Below are 17,360 nucleotides of genomic sequence, written 5' to 3'. Positions count from 1 at the left end.
CCATAGAACGAACAAAACCGCCAATCCCGTTAAGTCCAGGGCCTTATTTCTTGGCCAGATAGAAAAAGTCCAGGCTGCCGGCGGGGGCGGTGGTCACCTGGTAATCCGTATACTGGATTTCGGCCGCCAGACTATCTGCTTCCAATAACTTGTTTCGGTTCAGGCGGTTCAATAAATCGTACGGGATCTGCAGCATCCAGCGCGGCAGCCGGTGCTGCAGATCGAACACGTCGTAACGCGTGATTTTCTCGACGGCCTTTTTGTTCTGCTCGTAATACGCCATCACTTTGCCGTTGCCGTGAATGCCCTTCGTCTCCACCGTGGGAAAATACCGCAGCAGCAGGTTTTTCAATTCCTCCGCCGTATATTCCCGGACGTGCCACGGATTGCGGGTGAGGGAAAACAGGCGGTTTACGGTCGTCAGGAGCAGGGTTCCCCCCGGTTTCAGCACCCGGAAAGCTTCTTTCACGAACAGGTCGTCGTTCTCGATATGTTCGATCACCTGAAACGTCACGATGTAATCGAATGTATTGTCGGCCAGGCCGGTCAGGGGCGGAATACTGGCCTGAATGAACGTTGATTGGGGGTATTCCTGCCGAAGCGACTGAATCAGCGCGTCATTTTTATCGATACCGGTATAATGGTCTGCCGCCTGGGTGAGCAGTTGCAGCCCGCGCCCCCAGCCGCAGCCGATTTCCAGTACCTTGCCGCTGACGATCTGAGCCGCTTCCCCATACGGAAACAACAGGCGTTGGTGTACGGGATTGTCGGAAGCGATTTCGGCGGAGGTTATTTCGGTGGTTTTATACATAAAATCATTCAACTAGGACTCCACTCCTCTAAATAATGGCCAGGATAAAAGGCTCGTGCGTACGCGTCGTATTGGAAGCCTGTTGACCACTGGAATCGTAGTCCAAAGATACGGTATTTGCCAGAGCTTTAAAATTCTTTCCGTCAACGGCTTATTCCTTGCCGGCTTTATTGGCGTGTTTGATCGCTTTCCCAATCTCGTCCCACTGCTCCGGCGTGACGGCATCCAGGTGATTGAATTCACCCGCCGAAAGCACTTCCCCACCATCGATGGTGATGCACTCACCGGTCATGTAGGCCGAATAATCGGAGAGGAGGTAGGCCGCCAGATTGGCCAGCTCCTGGTGTTCGCCCACCCGTTTGAGCGGAATCCGCTGGGTGAGGTCCATCGTTTTCATGATGGGTTCCGGGAAAAGCCGGTCCCAGGCCCCTTTGGTCGGAAACGGTCCGGGCGCAATGGCGTTCAGGCGAATCCCGTATTTGGCCCATTCTGCCGCCAGGGATTTCACCAGAATCAGCGCCCCGCCCTTCGCCACCGCCGACGGAACGACGTAACCCGAACCCGTGGTGGCGTAGGTCGTTGAAATGTTCAGCACCGTGCCCGGTATCCGGTTTTCGATCCAGTATTTACCCACGGCCAGGGTGAAATAATAGGTTCCGCGCAACACAATGTCCACCACCACATCGAAGGCTTTGTACGACAGCCGTTCGGTCGGACTGATAAAATTACCGGCTGAATTGTTGAGCAGGCCGTCGATCCGGCCAAACCGTTCGAGGGTCTGGGCAATGACGGTTTCGATTTCCTGCGGATTCCGGACGTCGCAGGCCAGCGGCAGGACCTGCCCGCCGGTTTCGTCCATCAGCTCGGCGGCCGTGGCTTCCAGCACCGGCAGTTTCCGGCTACAAATGACCACCTGGGCACCCAGCTGTAAGAAATACCGCACCATCGATTTCCCCAGCCCGGTTCCTCCACCCGTTACAATCAGTACCTTATCTTTCAGGGAATCTTCCCGGAGCATTCCTTCTGTCTTTATCATAATCGGTTGATTTTCGGTTATTTAATTGATACAGTCCGGTACACATAGTTTTAAGTAATCGCGCAAAACCAGAAAGCATAGACCATAAACTATAAACTAACAGTATTTTCGTCCGTAAACCAAAACCGTATGCATCCCGAAACACTCGCCCTCTACCAAAGCCGCATGGCGGACGCCAACGCCGGGGCCGTTGTGCCCCCCCTGTCACTCAGCACCACGTTTGAACGGGCCGCCGATGGATCGTTTCCGCACGGACACATCTACGGCCGAACCAGCAATCCGAACCGCGATTTGCTGGAAACCACCCTGGCCGCCCTTGAAGGCGGTTTTGCCGGCCTGGCGTTCAGTTCCGGGCAGGCCGCTACCATGACCTTGCTGCTAGGGCTCCGGCCCGGCGACCACGTCATCATTCCCGACAATGCGTACCACGGTACACCGGCCTTACTGGAAGAGCTATTCCATCCCTGGGGCTTGACCTATACCCGGGCCGATTTCACCAATCTGGCGGACATTCAGGCTTCCATTCACGAAAATACGCGGCTCATCTGGATTGAAACGCCCTCGAATCCGTTGCTGAAAATTGCTGATATTCAGGCTATTGCTGATCTGGCCCACCAGGCCGGGGCGTGGTGTGCCTGCGACAATACCTGGGCCACACCCATTCTGCAACGCCCGCTCGAACTGGGTTGCGATGTGGTTATGCACTCGACCACCAAATACATCGGCGGCCATAGTGATGTGCTGAGCGGGGCGCTGGTTTTCAGGGAAGACGGCGAGTTATATCAACGGGTTCGGCGGTTTCAGTTGCTAGGCGGGGCGATTGCGGCTCCCTTCGATTGCTGGCTGCTGTTGCGTGGGATCAAAACACTCACCACCCGGGTTCGTGCGCAGTCCGCCACTGCTTTTCAACTCGCGGAGTTCCTGGACCGGCATCCGGCGGTTGAGGCTGTGCATTATCCGGGACTGGAAAGTCACCCCGGTTATGAGATTGCGCAAAACCAGATGGCGATGTTTGGGGCGATGCTGTCTGTTCAGATCAAAGATGGCGCCGAAGCCGCGATGGCCGTGGCCGGGCACGTCAGGCTGTTCACCCGGGCAACGAGCCTGGGCGGAGTAGAGAGCCTGATCGAACACCGGGCGTCGGTCGAAGGACCGAACACGGCGACTCCGCAAAACTTGTTGCGGATTTCCGTAGGACTCGAACATGCCGATGATTTAATTGCCGATCTGGAACAGGCCTTAGTATACGCAAAACCACTTTAAATCGATACCATCCGGTTTTGTAAGGGCGTCAGTGCTCAACCCCCGGTGTTCGGGGCACTTTCCGTAGCTGTTTCGGGCGCAGGCACCTGGTAATCCGGTTTCTGCGCCCCGGCTCGACCACAGGCGTTAACTTACCAGGCTCGTTAGTTGATTGCATTTGCAGTGGACAATCCGTTGAATAACCGATCAAATCCGCTCTGGTAATCATTTTTTTTTGTCTGATATTCTACAGTTCAGGGCAGGTAGTAGTGATAAAGAATTCTTAGGGAAGCTCACCCGGAAAGCGGGAGTTCGGGCGAGTATTCGGAAAGAAAGTTGAAAATTAGGGTTTTTAGCAAAAGAAGGGCTTGATATTTTTACCCCTGGTATTAGTAGAACTTACTATTGCTGATGTTTTGGTCTCGAATAAAGGCTGGACAATTGTGAATAATTTTGTCCGATAATGGCCATATAATAAATAAAGAAAAATATCTAGTTGTTTTTCCTGAGTAATTACGCATGTTTTAATATTTTCGCCTATTAACCCTTACTTATATATAAATATAATAATATGACTTCTGGCGGTTTTCTTGAAGGGCAGGACGTTTTTGCGTTCGCGTTCGAGCCCCCGAACGCGTTGCGGGCGGGTTCAAAAATTCTACGATTCAAGGGTCGCGGGCCGTTCGTTCAGAAGGCTGCGGTTTCCGTGTACGAAAGTGCATGAAGAGTCGACTCGGCCTTCATGCCCCTGTTTTTCCTGAAAAAAAGCTGTATCCCTATTGACGTATAAGGCGTATCGTTAGCAGTATTGTGCCTTAATAAACCGGCCAGATTTGTCTCCGGCCGGTGTTCGAAAATGCGGGTCCGGGCGCACTTTTCGGGCTTTCGGATGTCTGGGATGGTTTTGGGTCATTTTTCGGAAACAGCACAAGCAATAAGCGGTTTTTTGGGAAAAACGCTGGATTGGCCCGGCAGATTGCCAGGGAGTAGGAACGCGTATTTAAAGATTTCAGATTTATGGACCCAACCATTTTTGCTACCGTTTTGCATCCAGTAGCAGGTTATCTCCAGCTTCGGTTAACGCAGCCTTCCATCTGTGCGGTTTTGGAAATATTAAATTTATACGTCCAGGACGGTTATGAAGTATTATCGGCTTTTCTGATCGATTCGTCAGGTTGCCTGCGACTCCCGGTAGAAGCGTTTGACGGCCAGCCGATCTGGAGGCCCCTGCAACAGCTTAAGCTCGAATGGCAACATGTTTTGGGCGTTAAGATGTAAGGAAAGAAATAACGGCACTGTGAATTGTCAGACAAATGTTTTTTGTCACTACTGACCCGAAGGATCGATAAAAAATATACATGACGGCATTTGTTGGTTAGAATTTCTTAAGTAACTTTCCCGGCAGAATCAGTAACTAATGTCGTTTAAATACTCAGATTAGGTGCTTTTTACGCAGCTCCTTACTTGAAGGTTTATACTTAATTTTCTGGTTTTCAGTTTTTTGTTTTATCCCTGCTTTTGAAAAAACGCGTTTATTGAACCCAAACTTATACTTTTAATGACCTCTACTTTAATCCAGGAAAAGCGGGAGCAGCGAGTAAGTGCTATTATTGCCAAGCGTCAGTTTATTGCAAAAAAACTGAATAATATCAGACAGGTAATCAATTCGTTGAAGGCGGCAATTCAGGTAATGGATGAAAGGCGCACGGAGATTTATAAGGCAACGGATAATGAAACCATTCGCTATAGACTGTCCACAATTGATTTGCAGGGGCTTCGGGAGAGTATTGAGGAGGAAGAGAAAAATGTAACCCGGTATTATTCCCGGTTCGCCCGGAAAACGCTCAACATTGGAGCCGTTGGCCTGGCCCGGCAGGGAAAAAGCCAGCTTCTGCGCAGTCTTTCCGGTTTAGACGATAGTGCCATTCCGGCGGGGCCGTTCGGGCACTGCACGGGGACCCGGAGTACCATTCTTCACAGCCCGATGGTCGAACCGCACGGGGAAATTCAGTTTTATACAAAGCAGGAGTTTGTGAAGGAGGTCATCGCTCCGTATTACACCGAATTGCTGGAAGCGGTGCCGCAACCGGCCACGCTCGAGGAGTTCGAACACCAGCCTTTGCCACCGCTTCCGGTAGAAAAACAGCAAAGCCTGAGTGCCAAAATTAAATACGCTCAACTGGAATTATACAAAAACCACCTGGCGGATTATAAACCGTTACTGTCCAGAGTATCCCCCCGGTATGTGCCGATCGATAACGTGCGGGAGTATGTGGCGCAGGAGGATACGACCGGAAAACGGATCTTTTACAACTACCTGGCGGTGCGGGAAGCACGGGTGGTCTGTACGTTTCCCCACGATAATGTCGGCGATCTGGCGTTCGTGGATATTCCGGGTCTGGGCGATACCGGTATTGTGGCCGAAAACTGGCTGGTCAATACGCTAAACAATGATGTCGATATCATTCTGTTTGTCAAAAAACCGTCGGGTTTGGGGGAGGTCTGGAAACCGCAGGAAGTGGACCTGTACGATACCTTGCGGAGTATGCTACCCGAACTGGACCTGGAACTCTGGTCGTTTCTGGTGATGAACCGGGTGCGCTCGTCATCGCCGAATGAAGACAATGTCCGGAACTGCGAACGACTAATCCGCGAAAAATCGGAGCAAATGAAGTTTGCCGGTGAAGTCATTGCTGACTGCTCGGATGGCGAGGAGGTCAATGCAATTCTTCTGCAGGAGGTGCTGGATTACCTGACGCAGCATATCGAAAAAATTGACCAGCTGTATATCAATTCGTTGTATAACCGCCTGCGGGGTCTCCACGGACAGATCAGGGCGGAGGCCCAGAAGGCAAAAGATGCGCTTGGGGTCGTTTCGGAGTCCACGCCCTTTAGCTTCAACAGCTTCAACCGCCTGTTTAAGGATGTGGTCAAGAAGGTATACAGCGGATTTGAGCAACTCACGAAAGACCTGCGGGACAAGCGCGAAATTCCCGATGCGGGTTTTCAGGAATATGTCGTGAAGGCGCAGGAAAACGCCTATACGGACTCCGGTATTCCGACTCTGGAAGAAATTGAGGATACCCGAAACTTGCTTGGAGGCTATAAATCGGCCTGTGAATATTACCTCAATTACAACCGGACGCACCTCACCCATCATTTCGAGAGCCTGGAAGAAGGGCTGGGCAAGTCGGTTGAATCGGTTAAAATCCAGCTCGCCGAGGTCCTGAAAAATGAATTGCAGGGGCGGCTGGGCAACCTGAGTTCGGCGACCGGAACGGCCTTTTTTAAGGATGTGATCAAGCTCCTGGGGGAACAGTACCCGGCTTTGCATCCGGCTTTTGAAATGCTGATTGACTTTCAGCTTTCGTACCAGAGCTTTTTCTATTACCGACTTCGGCGGCACCTGGATTATCTGTCGCCGGATACCGGCATGGTGGAGTTAAGTGTCAAACCGTCGGCGAAAGAAATTTACGACTTGCTGACGGCGATGCACAAAATCGTGCTGGAGAACCTGAAGGGCGAACTGGTGCATTGGCCGATCGAGATTAATCACGCCATTTTTGCCACGATCGAGCAGTTTGTAGACAAGGTATTGCGGTCTGAGAATGCCATTGATGAGTGGCAGTCCTTTTACATTGAAAATCGTGCCAAAGTGTGGCCGGAAACGTTCCAGGAGCTGTCTGTTAATAATGGTTTACGGTGGCAGTGGATCGAGATAACGGAACGGTTGGGTACGATAAACAAATCCATTTTAACATTCGAAAATTAACGATTATGAATGCAGAATTTAACATTACGGTTCTGGGCTCGGCACGGGCTGGAAAGACTAGTTTACTTTCTTCAATTTATAGTCAGTTGTCGCAGGTTATTGGAGAGGGCAGTAGCCTCGAAATTAAGCCGGTAGGAGAGGCCGACCTGCTGCTGAGTCGACAGGTTTCGCAGTTGCGAACCGCGTTTGACAGTCTTACTCAAATGCCACTGAATAACGCAGATGTGGTGTCACCTACCACCATTTCGGAAGAAAAAGTCGTGCCCAAACCCCGGTATGAATTTAATTTTGGCATCGAAAGCAAGAAGGCTAAAAGTGCCTTTAAAAAGAGCAGCATCGTTGATGTTGGCGATTTGTTGAGCCTACGGCAAAGTGGTAAACGGAACCGGGGTCAGCTGGATAACAGTGGGCATTCCGATATCGGCTACCGTTTTAATCTGGGGCAGAAAAATAAAAAGCCGAAAATGCAGCTGGTTCTTCGGGATTATCCCGGAGAGCAGATTCTGGATAACGCCCAGGAAGTTATCCATCGGATTCGCGAATGTGCCGTTACGCTGATCACCATTGATACCCCTGCCTTGATGGTGGAAGGCAATACGTCCTTTCCGTGGTCTTTCCATAAAGAGCGGAACCAGCTGGAAAAAAAGAAAAATGGAACCGCCAATATTCACAGCCTTTTTCAGGAAGCCTACAAGGAGTTAAAGGATAAAAAACTGGTTATTCTGGCACCGGTTAAATGCGAAAAATGGATGAAAGATCCGGAATCGGCGAGTCTGTTATTGGACCGGATAAAAGCCGGTTATGACAACCTGCTTCAGTTACTGGCGAGCGAAAACCTGAAGGATAATGTCGCCGTTGTGGTGACGCCGGTTGAAACCTTAGGCAGCATCGTTTATGCTTACATGGACAAGCAGGACGTGTATTCGCCCCAGTTCATGAAACGCAGTGTTTCCTCGAAATACGATCCCCGTTATGGCGATCAGCCCCTGCGGTATATGCTGCGTTTTGTGTTAAAACGGTTTCTGGAAAAGCCGGGTTTCTGGTTCGACTGGTTTGGCGATGATAAACCGTTCCTGAACGCCATTCATGATTTTGCGAAAGACTGCAAATCTGACCCGTCACTGGGGATTCAGACGAGCGGTTTTTCCGTCATTCAGGGCAGTCAGTTATTATAAAAAGGTTATGCCGCCAGCTGGCGGCATAACCCGGCCCTATGGGGCGAATGGCAGATGAGCGGGGTACTTTCGATGTCTGTTAATTCACGCCTTCCTGCTCGCGTTTAAACAGGCCGACCAGCGTATCGACGGCATAATCGACTTCTTCGGCGGTATTGTATTTGCTGAAGGAAAACCGGATGGCCCCCCGTTCCGGGTCGTTGCCGGGCAGGGCCGACAAAACGTGCGAACCAATGTTGGAACCGCTGGTGCAGGCACTGCCTCCGGAGGCCGAAATACCGGCAATGTCGAGGTTGAACAACAGCATATCGCTGAGGTCGGATGCGGGCAGGCTGATGTTCAGCACCGTATACAGGCTGGCCGTCAGGTCGTCGGAGAGGCCGTTGAACGAAACGCCATCCAGTCGTTCGCGCAACTGCGTGATCATCCGGTTTTTCAGCCCTTCGATGTGGTGGCGGTGACTCTCCATCTCCGCGTAGGCAATCTCCAGGGCTTTGGCCAGGCCGATAATTCCGTACACATTCTCGGTTCCACCCCGCATGTTGCGTTCCTGCGAACCGCCGTGAACAAACGGCTGAATGGGTCCGCGCCCGGATTTCGTGTGGGCGTTGACGTACAGAAAGCCGACGCCTTTAGGCCCGTGGAACTTATGAGCGGCTCCGACGATGAAATCGACCGGAAGCTGTTGTAAATCATGGCGATAGTGCCCCATCGTCTGCACCGTATCGGAATGGAAAACCGCCTTGTATTCCCGGCACAGATTTCCGACCGTTTCCAGGTCGAGGAGGTTGCCAATTTCGTTGTTGCCGTGCATGAGTGACACCAGCGTAGCCGGGTTATTCCGTAACAAATCTTCCAGATGCGCCAGATCCAGGCGGCCTTTTTCATCGACTTCCACCAGACTTAGTTTGATAAGCCCCTGTTTGGCAAGGTGTTCCAGCGTGTGCAATACGGCATGGTGTTCGAGCGGGGAGGTGATGGCGTGCGTCAGTCCGTAGGTTTCGATGGAACTACGGATGGCGGTATTGTCGGCTTCGGTGCCGCCGGATGTAAAAAAGATCTCGGCGGGCGACGTTTTCAGCAAGGTGGCAACGGTTTTGCGGGCCCGCTCGATGGCCGTCCGAACTTTCCGGCCGTGCGAATGGATGGAAGAAGGATTGCCGAAGTCGTCGGTCATCAGGGGAAGCATGGCCTCCAGCACTTCCGGATCGAGCCGGGTGGTGGCCGCATTGTCAAAGTAAGCGCGCATGTGATGTCGTGTAAGAGCCGCAAAGGTACAAAATTAGCAGGAACGCCACCTTGGCAGCGGCTCCATGTTACCAGCAGGTAAGTGGTAAACAGACAAACTCCGGAAGCAAGTTCTCCTGAATGATCAGAAGTTGCCTCCGGAGTTTGGTTCAAAACGGCACGCCCGGTTTTTCAAGAGTGAACGCTTAGCGTTTATCGGCGATGACTTCCTTGATATCCGAAATAATTTTATTGGCCAGATAATCGGCGGTCGACAGCGTGTCGGATTCGGAATAAATCCGGATGATCGGTTCGGTGTTCGATTTGCGCAGGTGAACCCACTCCTTTTCGAATTCGATCTTGACACCGTCGATGGTATTGATGGGGTTTTTGGCGTATTTGGCTTTAATCCGGTCCAAAACCGCATCGACATTGATGTCGGGCGTCAACTCAATTTTGTTTTTGGAAATGTAATAATTCGGATAGGTCCGGCGCAGGATCGAAGCCGATTTGCCAAACCTGGCCAGGTGTGTCAGGAAGAGGGCAATACCAACGAGGGCATCCCGGCCCAGGTGCAGATCCGGGTAAATAATGCCGCCGTTGCCTTCGCCCCCGATGGCCGCATCGACTTCCTTCATCATCTCCACCACATTAACCTCACCCACCGCCGAAGCCGAGTGTTGGCCGCCATATTTCTGCGTCACATCGCGCAGGGCCACGGTAGATGACAGGTTCGAAACCGTATTGCCCGGTTTCAGGCTTTTATCCCGGTTTTTCAGAACGTAATCGGCCACGGCCACGAGCGTGTATTCTTCGCCAAACGGCGAACCGTCTTCGCAGATGAGCGCCAGCCGGTCCACATCCGGATCGACGACGATGCCGAGATCGTATTCGTTCTTTTCGATTTCGTGAATAATGTCGCGCAGGTTCTCGGGCAGCGGCTCGGGGTTGTGGGCGAAATTCCCGGTAGGTTCACAATGCAGCCGCTGAATCGTTTCGACGCCCAGCGCTTCGAGTAACATCGGCACCACAATGCCGCCGGTCGAGTTGACGGCATCGACCACCAGTCTGAATTTGCGGGCTGCTACGGCTTCCTTATCGACCAGCGGCAGCGCCAGAATGGCGTCAATGTGTCGCTGAAGCCAGGTGTCGTCTGTTCGATAACTCCCCAGTTTCCGGACCTCGGCAAAATCGATGGCTTCCGATTCGGCAATTTGCAGAATGTCAGAACCGTCTTTCTCGGAAATGAACTCCCCTTTTTCGTTCAGCAGTTTAAGGGCGTTCCACTGAATGGGGTTGTGGCTGGCCGTCAGGATAATACCCCCGGCGGCCTTTTCGCCCGTTACCGCCATCTCGACGGTAGGCGTGGTGGATAGTCCCAGATCGACAACGTTGAGGCCGAGGCCCTGTAGCGTCGCGGCCACCAGTTTTGAAACCATCTCGCCCGACAACCGGCCATCCCGTCCGATGACGACTGTCCGGTTATTGGGCTGCTGTTGCCGAAGCCATTGCCCGTAAGCAGCTGCAAATTTCACTACATCTAAGGGCGTCAGCCCTTCGCCACTTCGCCCTCCAATTGTTCCGCGTATGCCGGAAATCGACTTGATTAATGCCACGTTTTACGTAATGATTAAAGACTGAACGGTTGAATGGTTGTAATGGCTAGAATGGTTTGTCAGGTTAACGGGGAGCAGCTTTAACCATCGACCATTGAATTTTCCAGGCATTCGACCATCCAGCGAAAGCAAATATAGCTTCTTTTTTCTATCCCCGGGTTATTCCGTACCGCTTATCGAAATTGATGCCTGCATTGTTGAGCGTGCGGCCCCACGGAAGATGCCCGCCAGCGGGGGCAGCCGATCGTGGTAAAACGAAGCCGCCAGTGACACGTGGTGGTTGATGACCACCGAGCCCTCCGTTGGGTCGAAACCCCGCCAGCCGGCACCGGGCAAATACACCTCCGCCCAGGCATGCAGTTCGTGCTCCTGCTGGGGGTTGCCGTACAGATACCCACTGACAAACCGGGCGGCCAGCCCAATGCTCCGGCAGGCGGCAATGTACAGAACCGCATAATCCCGGCACGAACCTTTCCGCGAGATCAGGGTTACTTCCGGTGAGGTGGCCGGTCCGACAGCGCGGTTTTCGTACACAAAATTATTGCGGATCGTCGTGCAGAGGTGCGACAGGAACGGCACGGTTTTCCATTTGGCCTCCGCGGCCATCTGCCGGGCGTATTGTTCGATCAGGGTCGTGACCGCCGAGCGTTCGAGATACGGTTCCAGCAATTTCCGGTCCGCTTCGGAGTAGTTGAAGGGGATTCGCTGGGTTTCAAAGGGAAATAAGACAAAATCATAGGCATTGTACAAGTCCGATTCCACTTCCATCTCGGCCCGGACGACCAGCGAATCCGTCTGGTTATTGATATAAATCACCTGCTGCACATTGCCTTCAACATCGACGTTCATCACCAGGTTGCCTGGCACCGGATCGATGAAAAGCTGGTAGTCGAGTAACCGTTGATGCGGGTAAATTCTGGGATACAAATACAGGGTATGCGGTTCCAGTGAAACCGCTGCCGAATACGCATACCGGAGTTCATGCCTGACCCGAAGTTTCATTACCGCGCGGAGAGTTTAGTACGCTAGTTGTCGTTTTTAAACGATTTTATCGAAAATGGGATCCATCCAGCCCGTTGGTAGTTTCCGAACGGAATTATTTAGTAACGCACTCCATTGATTCGAGACTCCTTCCATGTCTTCTTTCAGCAGCCGGTGTTCAATGAGGTGAAAACTATTTTTGGCGTAGACGATCACATCGAGCGGGTAATCGACGTCGTTGGCACTGACCCGGGTGGCGTCAAATGCCAGAAAGCCCATTTTCAGTGCTTCCTGCAGGGACGATTCGTACGTCAGGCTCCGGTACAGCAGCGGTTTTCCGTAACCCGAATTGCCGATAATTTTAAAGGGTGACCCCTGATCGACTTCCACCCAATTGCCTTCCGGATACAGCAGAAACAGCTTATGCTCTTCGTCATCTTCCAGTTGCCCGCCCACAATGGCGTTGAGGTTAAAGTGCAATGCGGACGCTTCGAGAGTCGCTTTGTCTTCCTTGGCTACCCGCCGGACCTGCTCCCCAAACGCGTTGACGGCTTTGTATAACTTATTGAACGAACGGTCTTTCTCCCCGATGACTTCCCGGAAATAGGTAATGGCTTTGTCGCGCACGGAGCGCAAACCGGAGGTCATAATGAACAGCGAATGATTTTCCAGTTCATGTACCGAAATCTTGCGATTGGTCGAAACTTCGGAGCCGGAAGTAAGTCGGGTGTCGGCAATGGCAACTAGGCCGGCGGCTACTTTGATACCTAAACAATACGTCATTGAGTCAGTCAACTACAAGCTATGGCGAATGGCAAATATACACGTTTCCGAAATTTGACTTCCGATTTGCACCAGTTTTTACAAAAACTCCTGATTCTGGCCGGAGGGCGCGTCCGGAAACGACCGACGTTCTGTCGGGCTACATGAAGCGATATTCTAAAAAGGTTTGTTACTTGCAGCTCCATAGAAACCCGGTTTTGAGGAGGTCAGCCGGGATGACAACCGCCAACGAAATCCGTATGAAAAAAGAATCGCTTGCCGATGCTCCCAAGTACCAATTCTGGAAACAGCAGGCCGAAACGAACGGCCTGATCATTCATAAAGTCGATGAATATTACATCCGCCGACGCCACAATGGAGAAGTGTTGTTTGCCATGCTGGAGGTCGATGCGGATACGCCGGAGGGCGACAAAATTCCGCCCGCGCTCTTTCTGAAAGGCCATGCCGTTTCGGTGCTGGTGTGCCTGATCGACCAGGAAACGAAAGAAAAATACGCGGTGCTGGTGCGACAACGGCGCATCTGCGACGGTTCCCATACCTACGAACACCCGGCCGGCATGGTCGATGCCGCCGATGATCCGGCGGACGTGGCCGCCCGGGAGGTGGGCGAAGAAATTGGGCTGGAGGTCCGGCCGGAAGAATTAACCCGCCTGATGGCGGGACTTTGTTACCCGAGCACCGGTACCAGCGACGAAGCGATGCATTATTACTACCTTGAGCGGGTGATGTCCCGGGCGCAGATCATGGAGTTTCACCACAGGGACATGGGGGTGGCCTCGGAATTCGAGCGAATCACCACCGCCGTCATGACGTTGCCGGAAGCGCACAAACTCATTACGAACATCAATGGGCTGCTGATTCATTTTTTATACCTGAAAGCGGTCGGTGATTTTGAAACCATGAAGTTGCTGTGAATGAGGGGAAACCGGATAGGGTGGGATGGAAAAGGCCCGGGAAGGGCAAAGAAAAGTGAAAAAAGAAAAATTGGGTTTGTGAAAAAGAATGAACAATCACTATATTTGCAACCCGAAACGGGCATTACGCTCGCCAATGGACCCGTAGTTCAATGGATAGAATTTCAGATTCCGGTTCTGAAGATAGGGGTTCGAATCCCTTCGGGTTCACGAAAAGCCTTCTACAGCAATGTAGAGGGCTTTTTTACTTTTTGGGGTCAAGGTTGGGGTCAAATCCCGGTAAATTCTTCCATGCGTTATTGACCACCCAGATCTTGTCCTCCCCTCGAATGGTGCGGTAGATCATCGTGGTGGCGATTGATCCGTGGCCCATTAAATCGGCCAATTCCGTAATATCGACTTTCAGGTCGAGCATCAACATGGAGAAGGTGTGACGGCCAGAGTGAGACGAAAGTTTTTCCCAGAGTTCGTATTCTTCATCGAACCGCTGATTTTTTTGGTAAACGACCTTGACGAATTTTCGGGTCAGGCCTGTACATTTGGCAAAATCCTTAATGACCTCATTATACTTCTGGCTACTAATGAGGGGTAGCTTACCGCCCGCCGTACTTATTGTATTGAGGGTAGTCCTAAAAAAGTAATGATACTGAACAATTAGCCACAGCCGGGGTAAGTTTGGGTCGCCAAATTAAGATTACCGGTTATATTTCTTCAACACACCTGTGCCGACTACGGCTCGATAAACTTAGTGAACAATGGCCATACTTATTTATTACGGCAAAGCCCGACGCAAATGCAAACAATGTGGTCGCCAATTTGTCTCTGTTTGCCAACGAGCGCCTTTGTCAATGGACCAAAAAGTCGAATCGAATTACTGTTAGCGGAACGGATTTCGCTGGGGGGCATCTGCCGTGTCATGGAAATCAAGGCTCATCAATTATATGCTTATATGGATGAATTGTATGCGGAAATACCGACTGATTTAGCCTGTCGCATTAGTCAACCAACTGTGATCGAGTTGTATGGTCGGGATTGTGAGCCGGAAGAACTGTGGAACTTCGTTCTCTACAAGGCCAATAAGCAGTGGGTGTGGGTTGCTCTGGATCGGGCAACTCGTCAAGTACTCGCTCTTTCTATTGGTGATCGGAGCGCGCTGGGGCCTTAGGTTTGTGACGTGCATTACCGAAGCGTTATTACCAAAAGACTACGTTTTACACCGAAGACTGGGATGCCTATAAGCAGATTATTCCAGTTGAACAGTACCGATTTAGTAAACAGAAAAAGCATACAAATCATATCGAACGGTTTTTCTGTACGCTTCGGCAGTGGGGGTCGCGTTTGAGTTTGTCTTTTTCTAAAAAGCTCGATCGACACATTAACTCCATTTGCTTTGTGGTGATGCATTACAATCTATCATTACAAGTTTAGGACTACCAACTTTTTTAGTAGGAAAAAGGGTAACAAAATGATAAAGTACATTCCTTTCAAAGAAAATCATTTAGGCGGACCTTTGTAAGGTTCTCTGTTCTACTTTTCATTCTGGGTGAGTCGGCTCTTAGGTTAGTCAACTCACCTTTTTTATACGGAGCTTAATGTTATATGTATTATGAGAAATTATTTGGTAGTTTATCATAAGGGCGGCATTACATCACTTTTCTATACTCACACCGAAAAAGCGGCCAGGAGATATTTGTGCATCTTGATCAAGGCTGGAAGAGCTACGCGGCAGGATACAATGAGTATTGTGTGGGTGCCCGATGATTTGGTTATTTATTACCGGCGAAAAAATAATACAGTAGAGCGGGTAATGGGCTATTCGATTTTTGATCGGATTAAAAACGCTTTCCAATCAATAGATAAATTTGGGAAGACTAGTCAATACAGAGTTTCTTCTTAGCGACTTGTGAAAGGTATGACTTTAATTACAGACGTTATTAGTTTAGTCCTTACCCTGGACACTATCTCAAAAACTGTGTAAACGAAGAATCGGGGTTTGTAGTCCCGATTTTTTATTTTTAACCAAACCCAGTTTATGAGACCAGAGGATTTGTTGACTGATGAATTTTTGAAGCAGTTCAAGAGCCGCGACGCACTTAATGACTTTCTTGGCCAGTTGCAGAAGCGTGGCATCGAAAAGATGCTGGAAGGGGAGTTGGATGGGCATTTAGGCTACGATCGGTACGCGCAGACAGCCCACAGCAATTCGCGGAACGGCTATGGAAAGAAGAAGATCAGAACCCGTTACGGCGAGTCGGAAATCAGTGTGCCGCGTGATCGGGATGCCAGCTTTAATCCGCTGATTGTTCCCAAGCGGGAGAACATGGTTGATGGCATCGAAGAGGTAATTGTCTCCTTGTATGCCAAAGGCATGAGCGTTTCTGACATCGAAGACCAGATTAAGGACGTTTACAATTTTGAGGTATCGGCTTCTACCATCAGTCGGATCACTTCCCGGATAGCTGAAGACATTGTCAGTTGGCAGAACCGGCCATTAGAGCCCGTTTATCTCATTGTCTGGATGGACGGCATCATTTTCAAAGTGCGGGAAAACAGCAAGGTGATCAACAAGACGGTTTATATCGCCGTTGGTCTTAAACGGGATGGTTATAAGGAAATTCTGGGCATGTGGCTTGGAAAAAGCGAGTCTGCGGCCTACTGGTTGAGCGTGTTGACAGACATGAAGGCCCGCGGATTGCAAGACATCCTGATCACGGCTACCGACAACCTCAACGGCTTCACTCAAACGATCCGGTCGGTGTTCCCTGAATCGGCCACGCAGATCTGTGTTGTCCATCAAATACGTAACAGTTGCCGATATGTGGTCTGGAAGGACAAAAAGGAGTTTAGCCGTGATATGAAGGACATTTACGCAGCTCCGACCCGACAGGCTGCCCTGGCCGCGTTGGAAAATCTCGAATTGAAGTGGGCCGGCAAGTATTCGTATGCCATTAAAAGCTGGCGGCAAAATTGGGATGAACTAACCGTGTTTTTCGACTTTCCATTGGAGATCCGGCAGATCATTTACACGACGAATCTAATCGAAAACCTGAATGGAAAAATCAGAAAATACACCAAAAACAAACTGTCCTTTCCCAATGATGAAGCCGTATTAAAGTCTGTTTATCTGGCTCTACGAGAAGCCTCCAAGAAGTGGACGATGCCCATCCGCAACTGGGGTATGATTCTAAATCAGTTTTTAACTATTTTTGAAGATAGGGTTAGGCTTTAAGCCTCGCCAACCCCGATTGAAAAGTTTACACGGTTAATGCGATAGTCCCTTATCTTTGAGGAGCGTATTCAATTCCACCGCTTCGAGTAAAATCCTGCTGACACAGTTCAGCGAGCACTCCCAATCGGTCCCGTCCGAAGCAATTGCTTCGGACGTTTTTGCCTATTCCTCATCTTTCCCTTACTGGTTACCCCTTACATTTCCGCCAAACCTTTGTCGGTTTATTCGATCAACTATTTCATTATAACTGGCCTCTCTAAGTTACCAACTAGCTCCCCTTATTCACATAATACAAGGTAACCGTATTTTTATAGGGCTAAACAAAGAAATTTATTCCAAAAATTCTTTGCAAGAAGCCATTCAATTGTCTTATAATCGCTTGTGCATATAAATAGTATTTATCTATACTTATATTTCTATATTCTTCTCCCCTACGCCGTAACCATTTGTAAGTGTCCCTAAAATTCGGACAGTTTAGAATTAGAGAAAAATGCTAATTTTAAACTGATTCCTATGAAAAAGACGCGATTCACCGAATCTCAAATTGTCAAAATCCTCAAACAGCAGGAAAATG

The 17,360-nt window shown here is 50.4% G+C and carries 13 protein-coding genes and 1 tRNA gene; 7 read left to right on the top strand and 7 right to left on the bottom strand.

From position 1 onward, the window contains the following. Window positions 1–43 precede the first annotated feature (43 nt). On the bottom strand, window positions 44–811 hold the full coding sequence (locus ACFPMF_RS19520; protein ID WP_379848414.1) for a class I SAM-dependent methyltransferase: 768 nt from the start codon (window positions 809–811) through the stop codon (window positions 44–46). 151 nt (window positions 812–962) lie between these two features. Next, on the bottom strand, window positions 963–1,847 hold the full coding sequence (locus ACFPMF_RS19515) for an SDR family oxidoreductase (RefSeq protein ID WP_379848413.1): 885 nt from the start codon (window positions 1,845–1,847) through the stop codon (window positions 963–965). A 129-nt stretch (window positions 1,848–1,976) separates the two neighbouring features. Between ACFPMF_RS19515 and ACFPMF_RS19510 the strand changes: the two genes are divergently transcribed. The 3 genes from ACFPMF_RS19510 to ACFPMF_RS19500 all read left to right on the top strand — a co-directional run bounded on the left by ACFPMF_RS19510 (window position 1,977) and on the right by ACFPMF_RS19500 (window position 8,036). Continuing rightward, on the top strand, window positions 1,977–3,110 hold the full coding sequence (locus tag ACFPMF_RS19510) for a trans-sulfuration enzyme family protein (protein ID WP_379848412.1): 1,134 nt from the start codon (window positions 1,977–1,979) through the stop codon (window positions 3,108–3,110). 1,537 nt (window positions 3,111–4,647) lie between these two features. Next, the gene (locus ACFPMF_RS19505) at window positions 4,648–6,861 is read left to right on the top strand and encodes a hypothetical protein (protein ID WP_379848411.1); all 2,214 of its coding nucleotides are present in this window, start codon (window positions 4,648–4,650) and stop codon (window positions 6,859–6,861) included. A gap of 5 nt (window positions 6,862–6,866) precedes the next feature. Beyond that, window positions 6,867–8,036, top strand: a complete 1,170-nt coding sequence (locus tag ACFPMF_RS19500) for a hypothetical protein (RefSeq protein WP_379848410.1) — start codon at window positions 6,867–6,869, stop codon at window positions 8,034–8,036. 79 nt (window positions 8,037–8,115) lie between these two features. On the opposite strand, the gene ACFPMF_RS19495 is transcribed toward ACFPMF_RS19500, so the two are convergent. The 4 genes from ACFPMF_RS19495 to ACFPMF_RS19480 form a co-directional block, all read right to left on the bottom strand. Next, window positions 8,116–9,285, bottom strand: coding sequence for a cysteine desulfurase family protein (locus tag ACFPMF_RS19495; RefSeq protein WP_379848409.1), 1,170 nt, complete (start codon window positions 9,283–9,285; stop codon window positions 8,116–8,118). A 184-nt stretch (window positions 9,286–9,469) separates the two neighbouring features. Then, window positions 9,470–10,879 carry a phosphoglucosamine mutase gene (glmM, locus tag ACFPMF_RS19490; protein ID WP_379848408.1) on the bottom strand — a complete coding sequence of 470 codons (1,410 nt, stop codon included), beginning with the start codon at window positions 10,877–10,879 and terminating at the stop codon, window positions 9,470–9,472. Between the two features lie 159 nt (window positions 10,880–11,038). Continuing rightward, the gene (locus ACFPMF_RS19485; protein WP_379848407.1) at window positions 11,039–11,881 is read right to left on the bottom strand and encodes a transglutaminase family protein; all 843 of its coding nucleotides are present in this window, start codon (window positions 11,879–11,881) and stop codon (window positions 11,039–11,041) included. 36 nt (window positions 11,882–11,917) lie between these two features. Beyond that, window positions 11,918–12,643, bottom strand: coding sequence for a proteasome-type protease (locus ACFPMF_RS19480; protein ID WP_379848406.1), 726 nt, complete (start codon window positions 12,641–12,643; stop codon window positions 11,918–11,920). Window positions 12,644–12,882: 239 nt separating this feature from the next. Between ACFPMF_RS19480 and ACFPMF_RS19475 the strand changes: the two genes are divergently transcribed. Both ACFPMF_RS19475 and ACFPMF_RS19470 read left to right on the top strand, forming a co-directional pair. Beyond that, window positions 12,883–13,557 carry an NUDIX hydrolase gene (locus tag ACFPMF_RS19475; protein ID WP_379848405.1) on the top strand — a complete coding sequence of 225 codons (675 nt, stop codon included), beginning with the start codon at window positions 12,883–12,885 and terminating at the stop codon, window positions 13,555–13,557. Window positions 13,558–13,695: 138 nt separating this feature from the next. Further along, window positions 13,696–13,767 (top strand) — tRNA-Arg (locus tag ACFPMF_RS19470). Between the two features lie 34 nt (window positions 13,768–13,801). On the opposite strand, the gene ACFPMF_RS19465 is transcribed toward ACFPMF_RS19470, so the two are convergent. Continuing rightward, the gene (locus ACFPMF_RS19465; RefSeq protein ID WP_379848610.1) at window positions 13,802–14,086 is read right to left on the bottom strand and encodes a tyrosine-type recombinase/integrase; all 285 of its coding nucleotides are present in this window, start codon (window positions 14,084–14,086) and stop codon (window positions 13,802–13,804) included. A gap of 264 nt (window positions 14,087–14,350) precedes the next feature. Between ACFPMF_RS19465 and ACFPMF_RS19460 the strand changes: the two genes are divergently transcribed. Together ACFPMF_RS19460 and ACFPMF_RS19455 are read left to right on the top strand one after the other, a co-directional pair. Further along, on the top strand, window positions 14,351–14,722 hold the full coding sequence (locus ACFPMF_RS19460) for a hypothetical protein (RefSeq protein ID WP_379848404.1): 372 nt from the start codon (window positions 14,351–14,353) through the stop codon (window positions 14,720–14,722). Between the two features lie 867 nt (window positions 14,723–15,589). After that, a complete protein-coding gene (locus ACFPMF_RS19455) occupies window positions 15,590–16,786 on the top strand; it encodes an IS256 family transposase (RefSeq protein WP_379848403.1) in 1,197 nt (398 codons plus the stop codon). The last annotated feature ends 574 nt before the right edge of the window (window positions 16,787–17,360 follow it).

Origin of the sequence: Larkinella bovis, from assembly GCF_042655385.1 — a bacterium.
GTDB classification, from domain to species: domain Bacteria; phylum Bacteroidota; class Bacteroidia; order Cytophagales; family Spirosomataceae; genus Larkinella; species Larkinella bovis.
The sequence above is the reverse complement of the archived record's forward strand: the minus strand, read 5'-3'. Positions and strand labels throughout refer to the sequence as shown.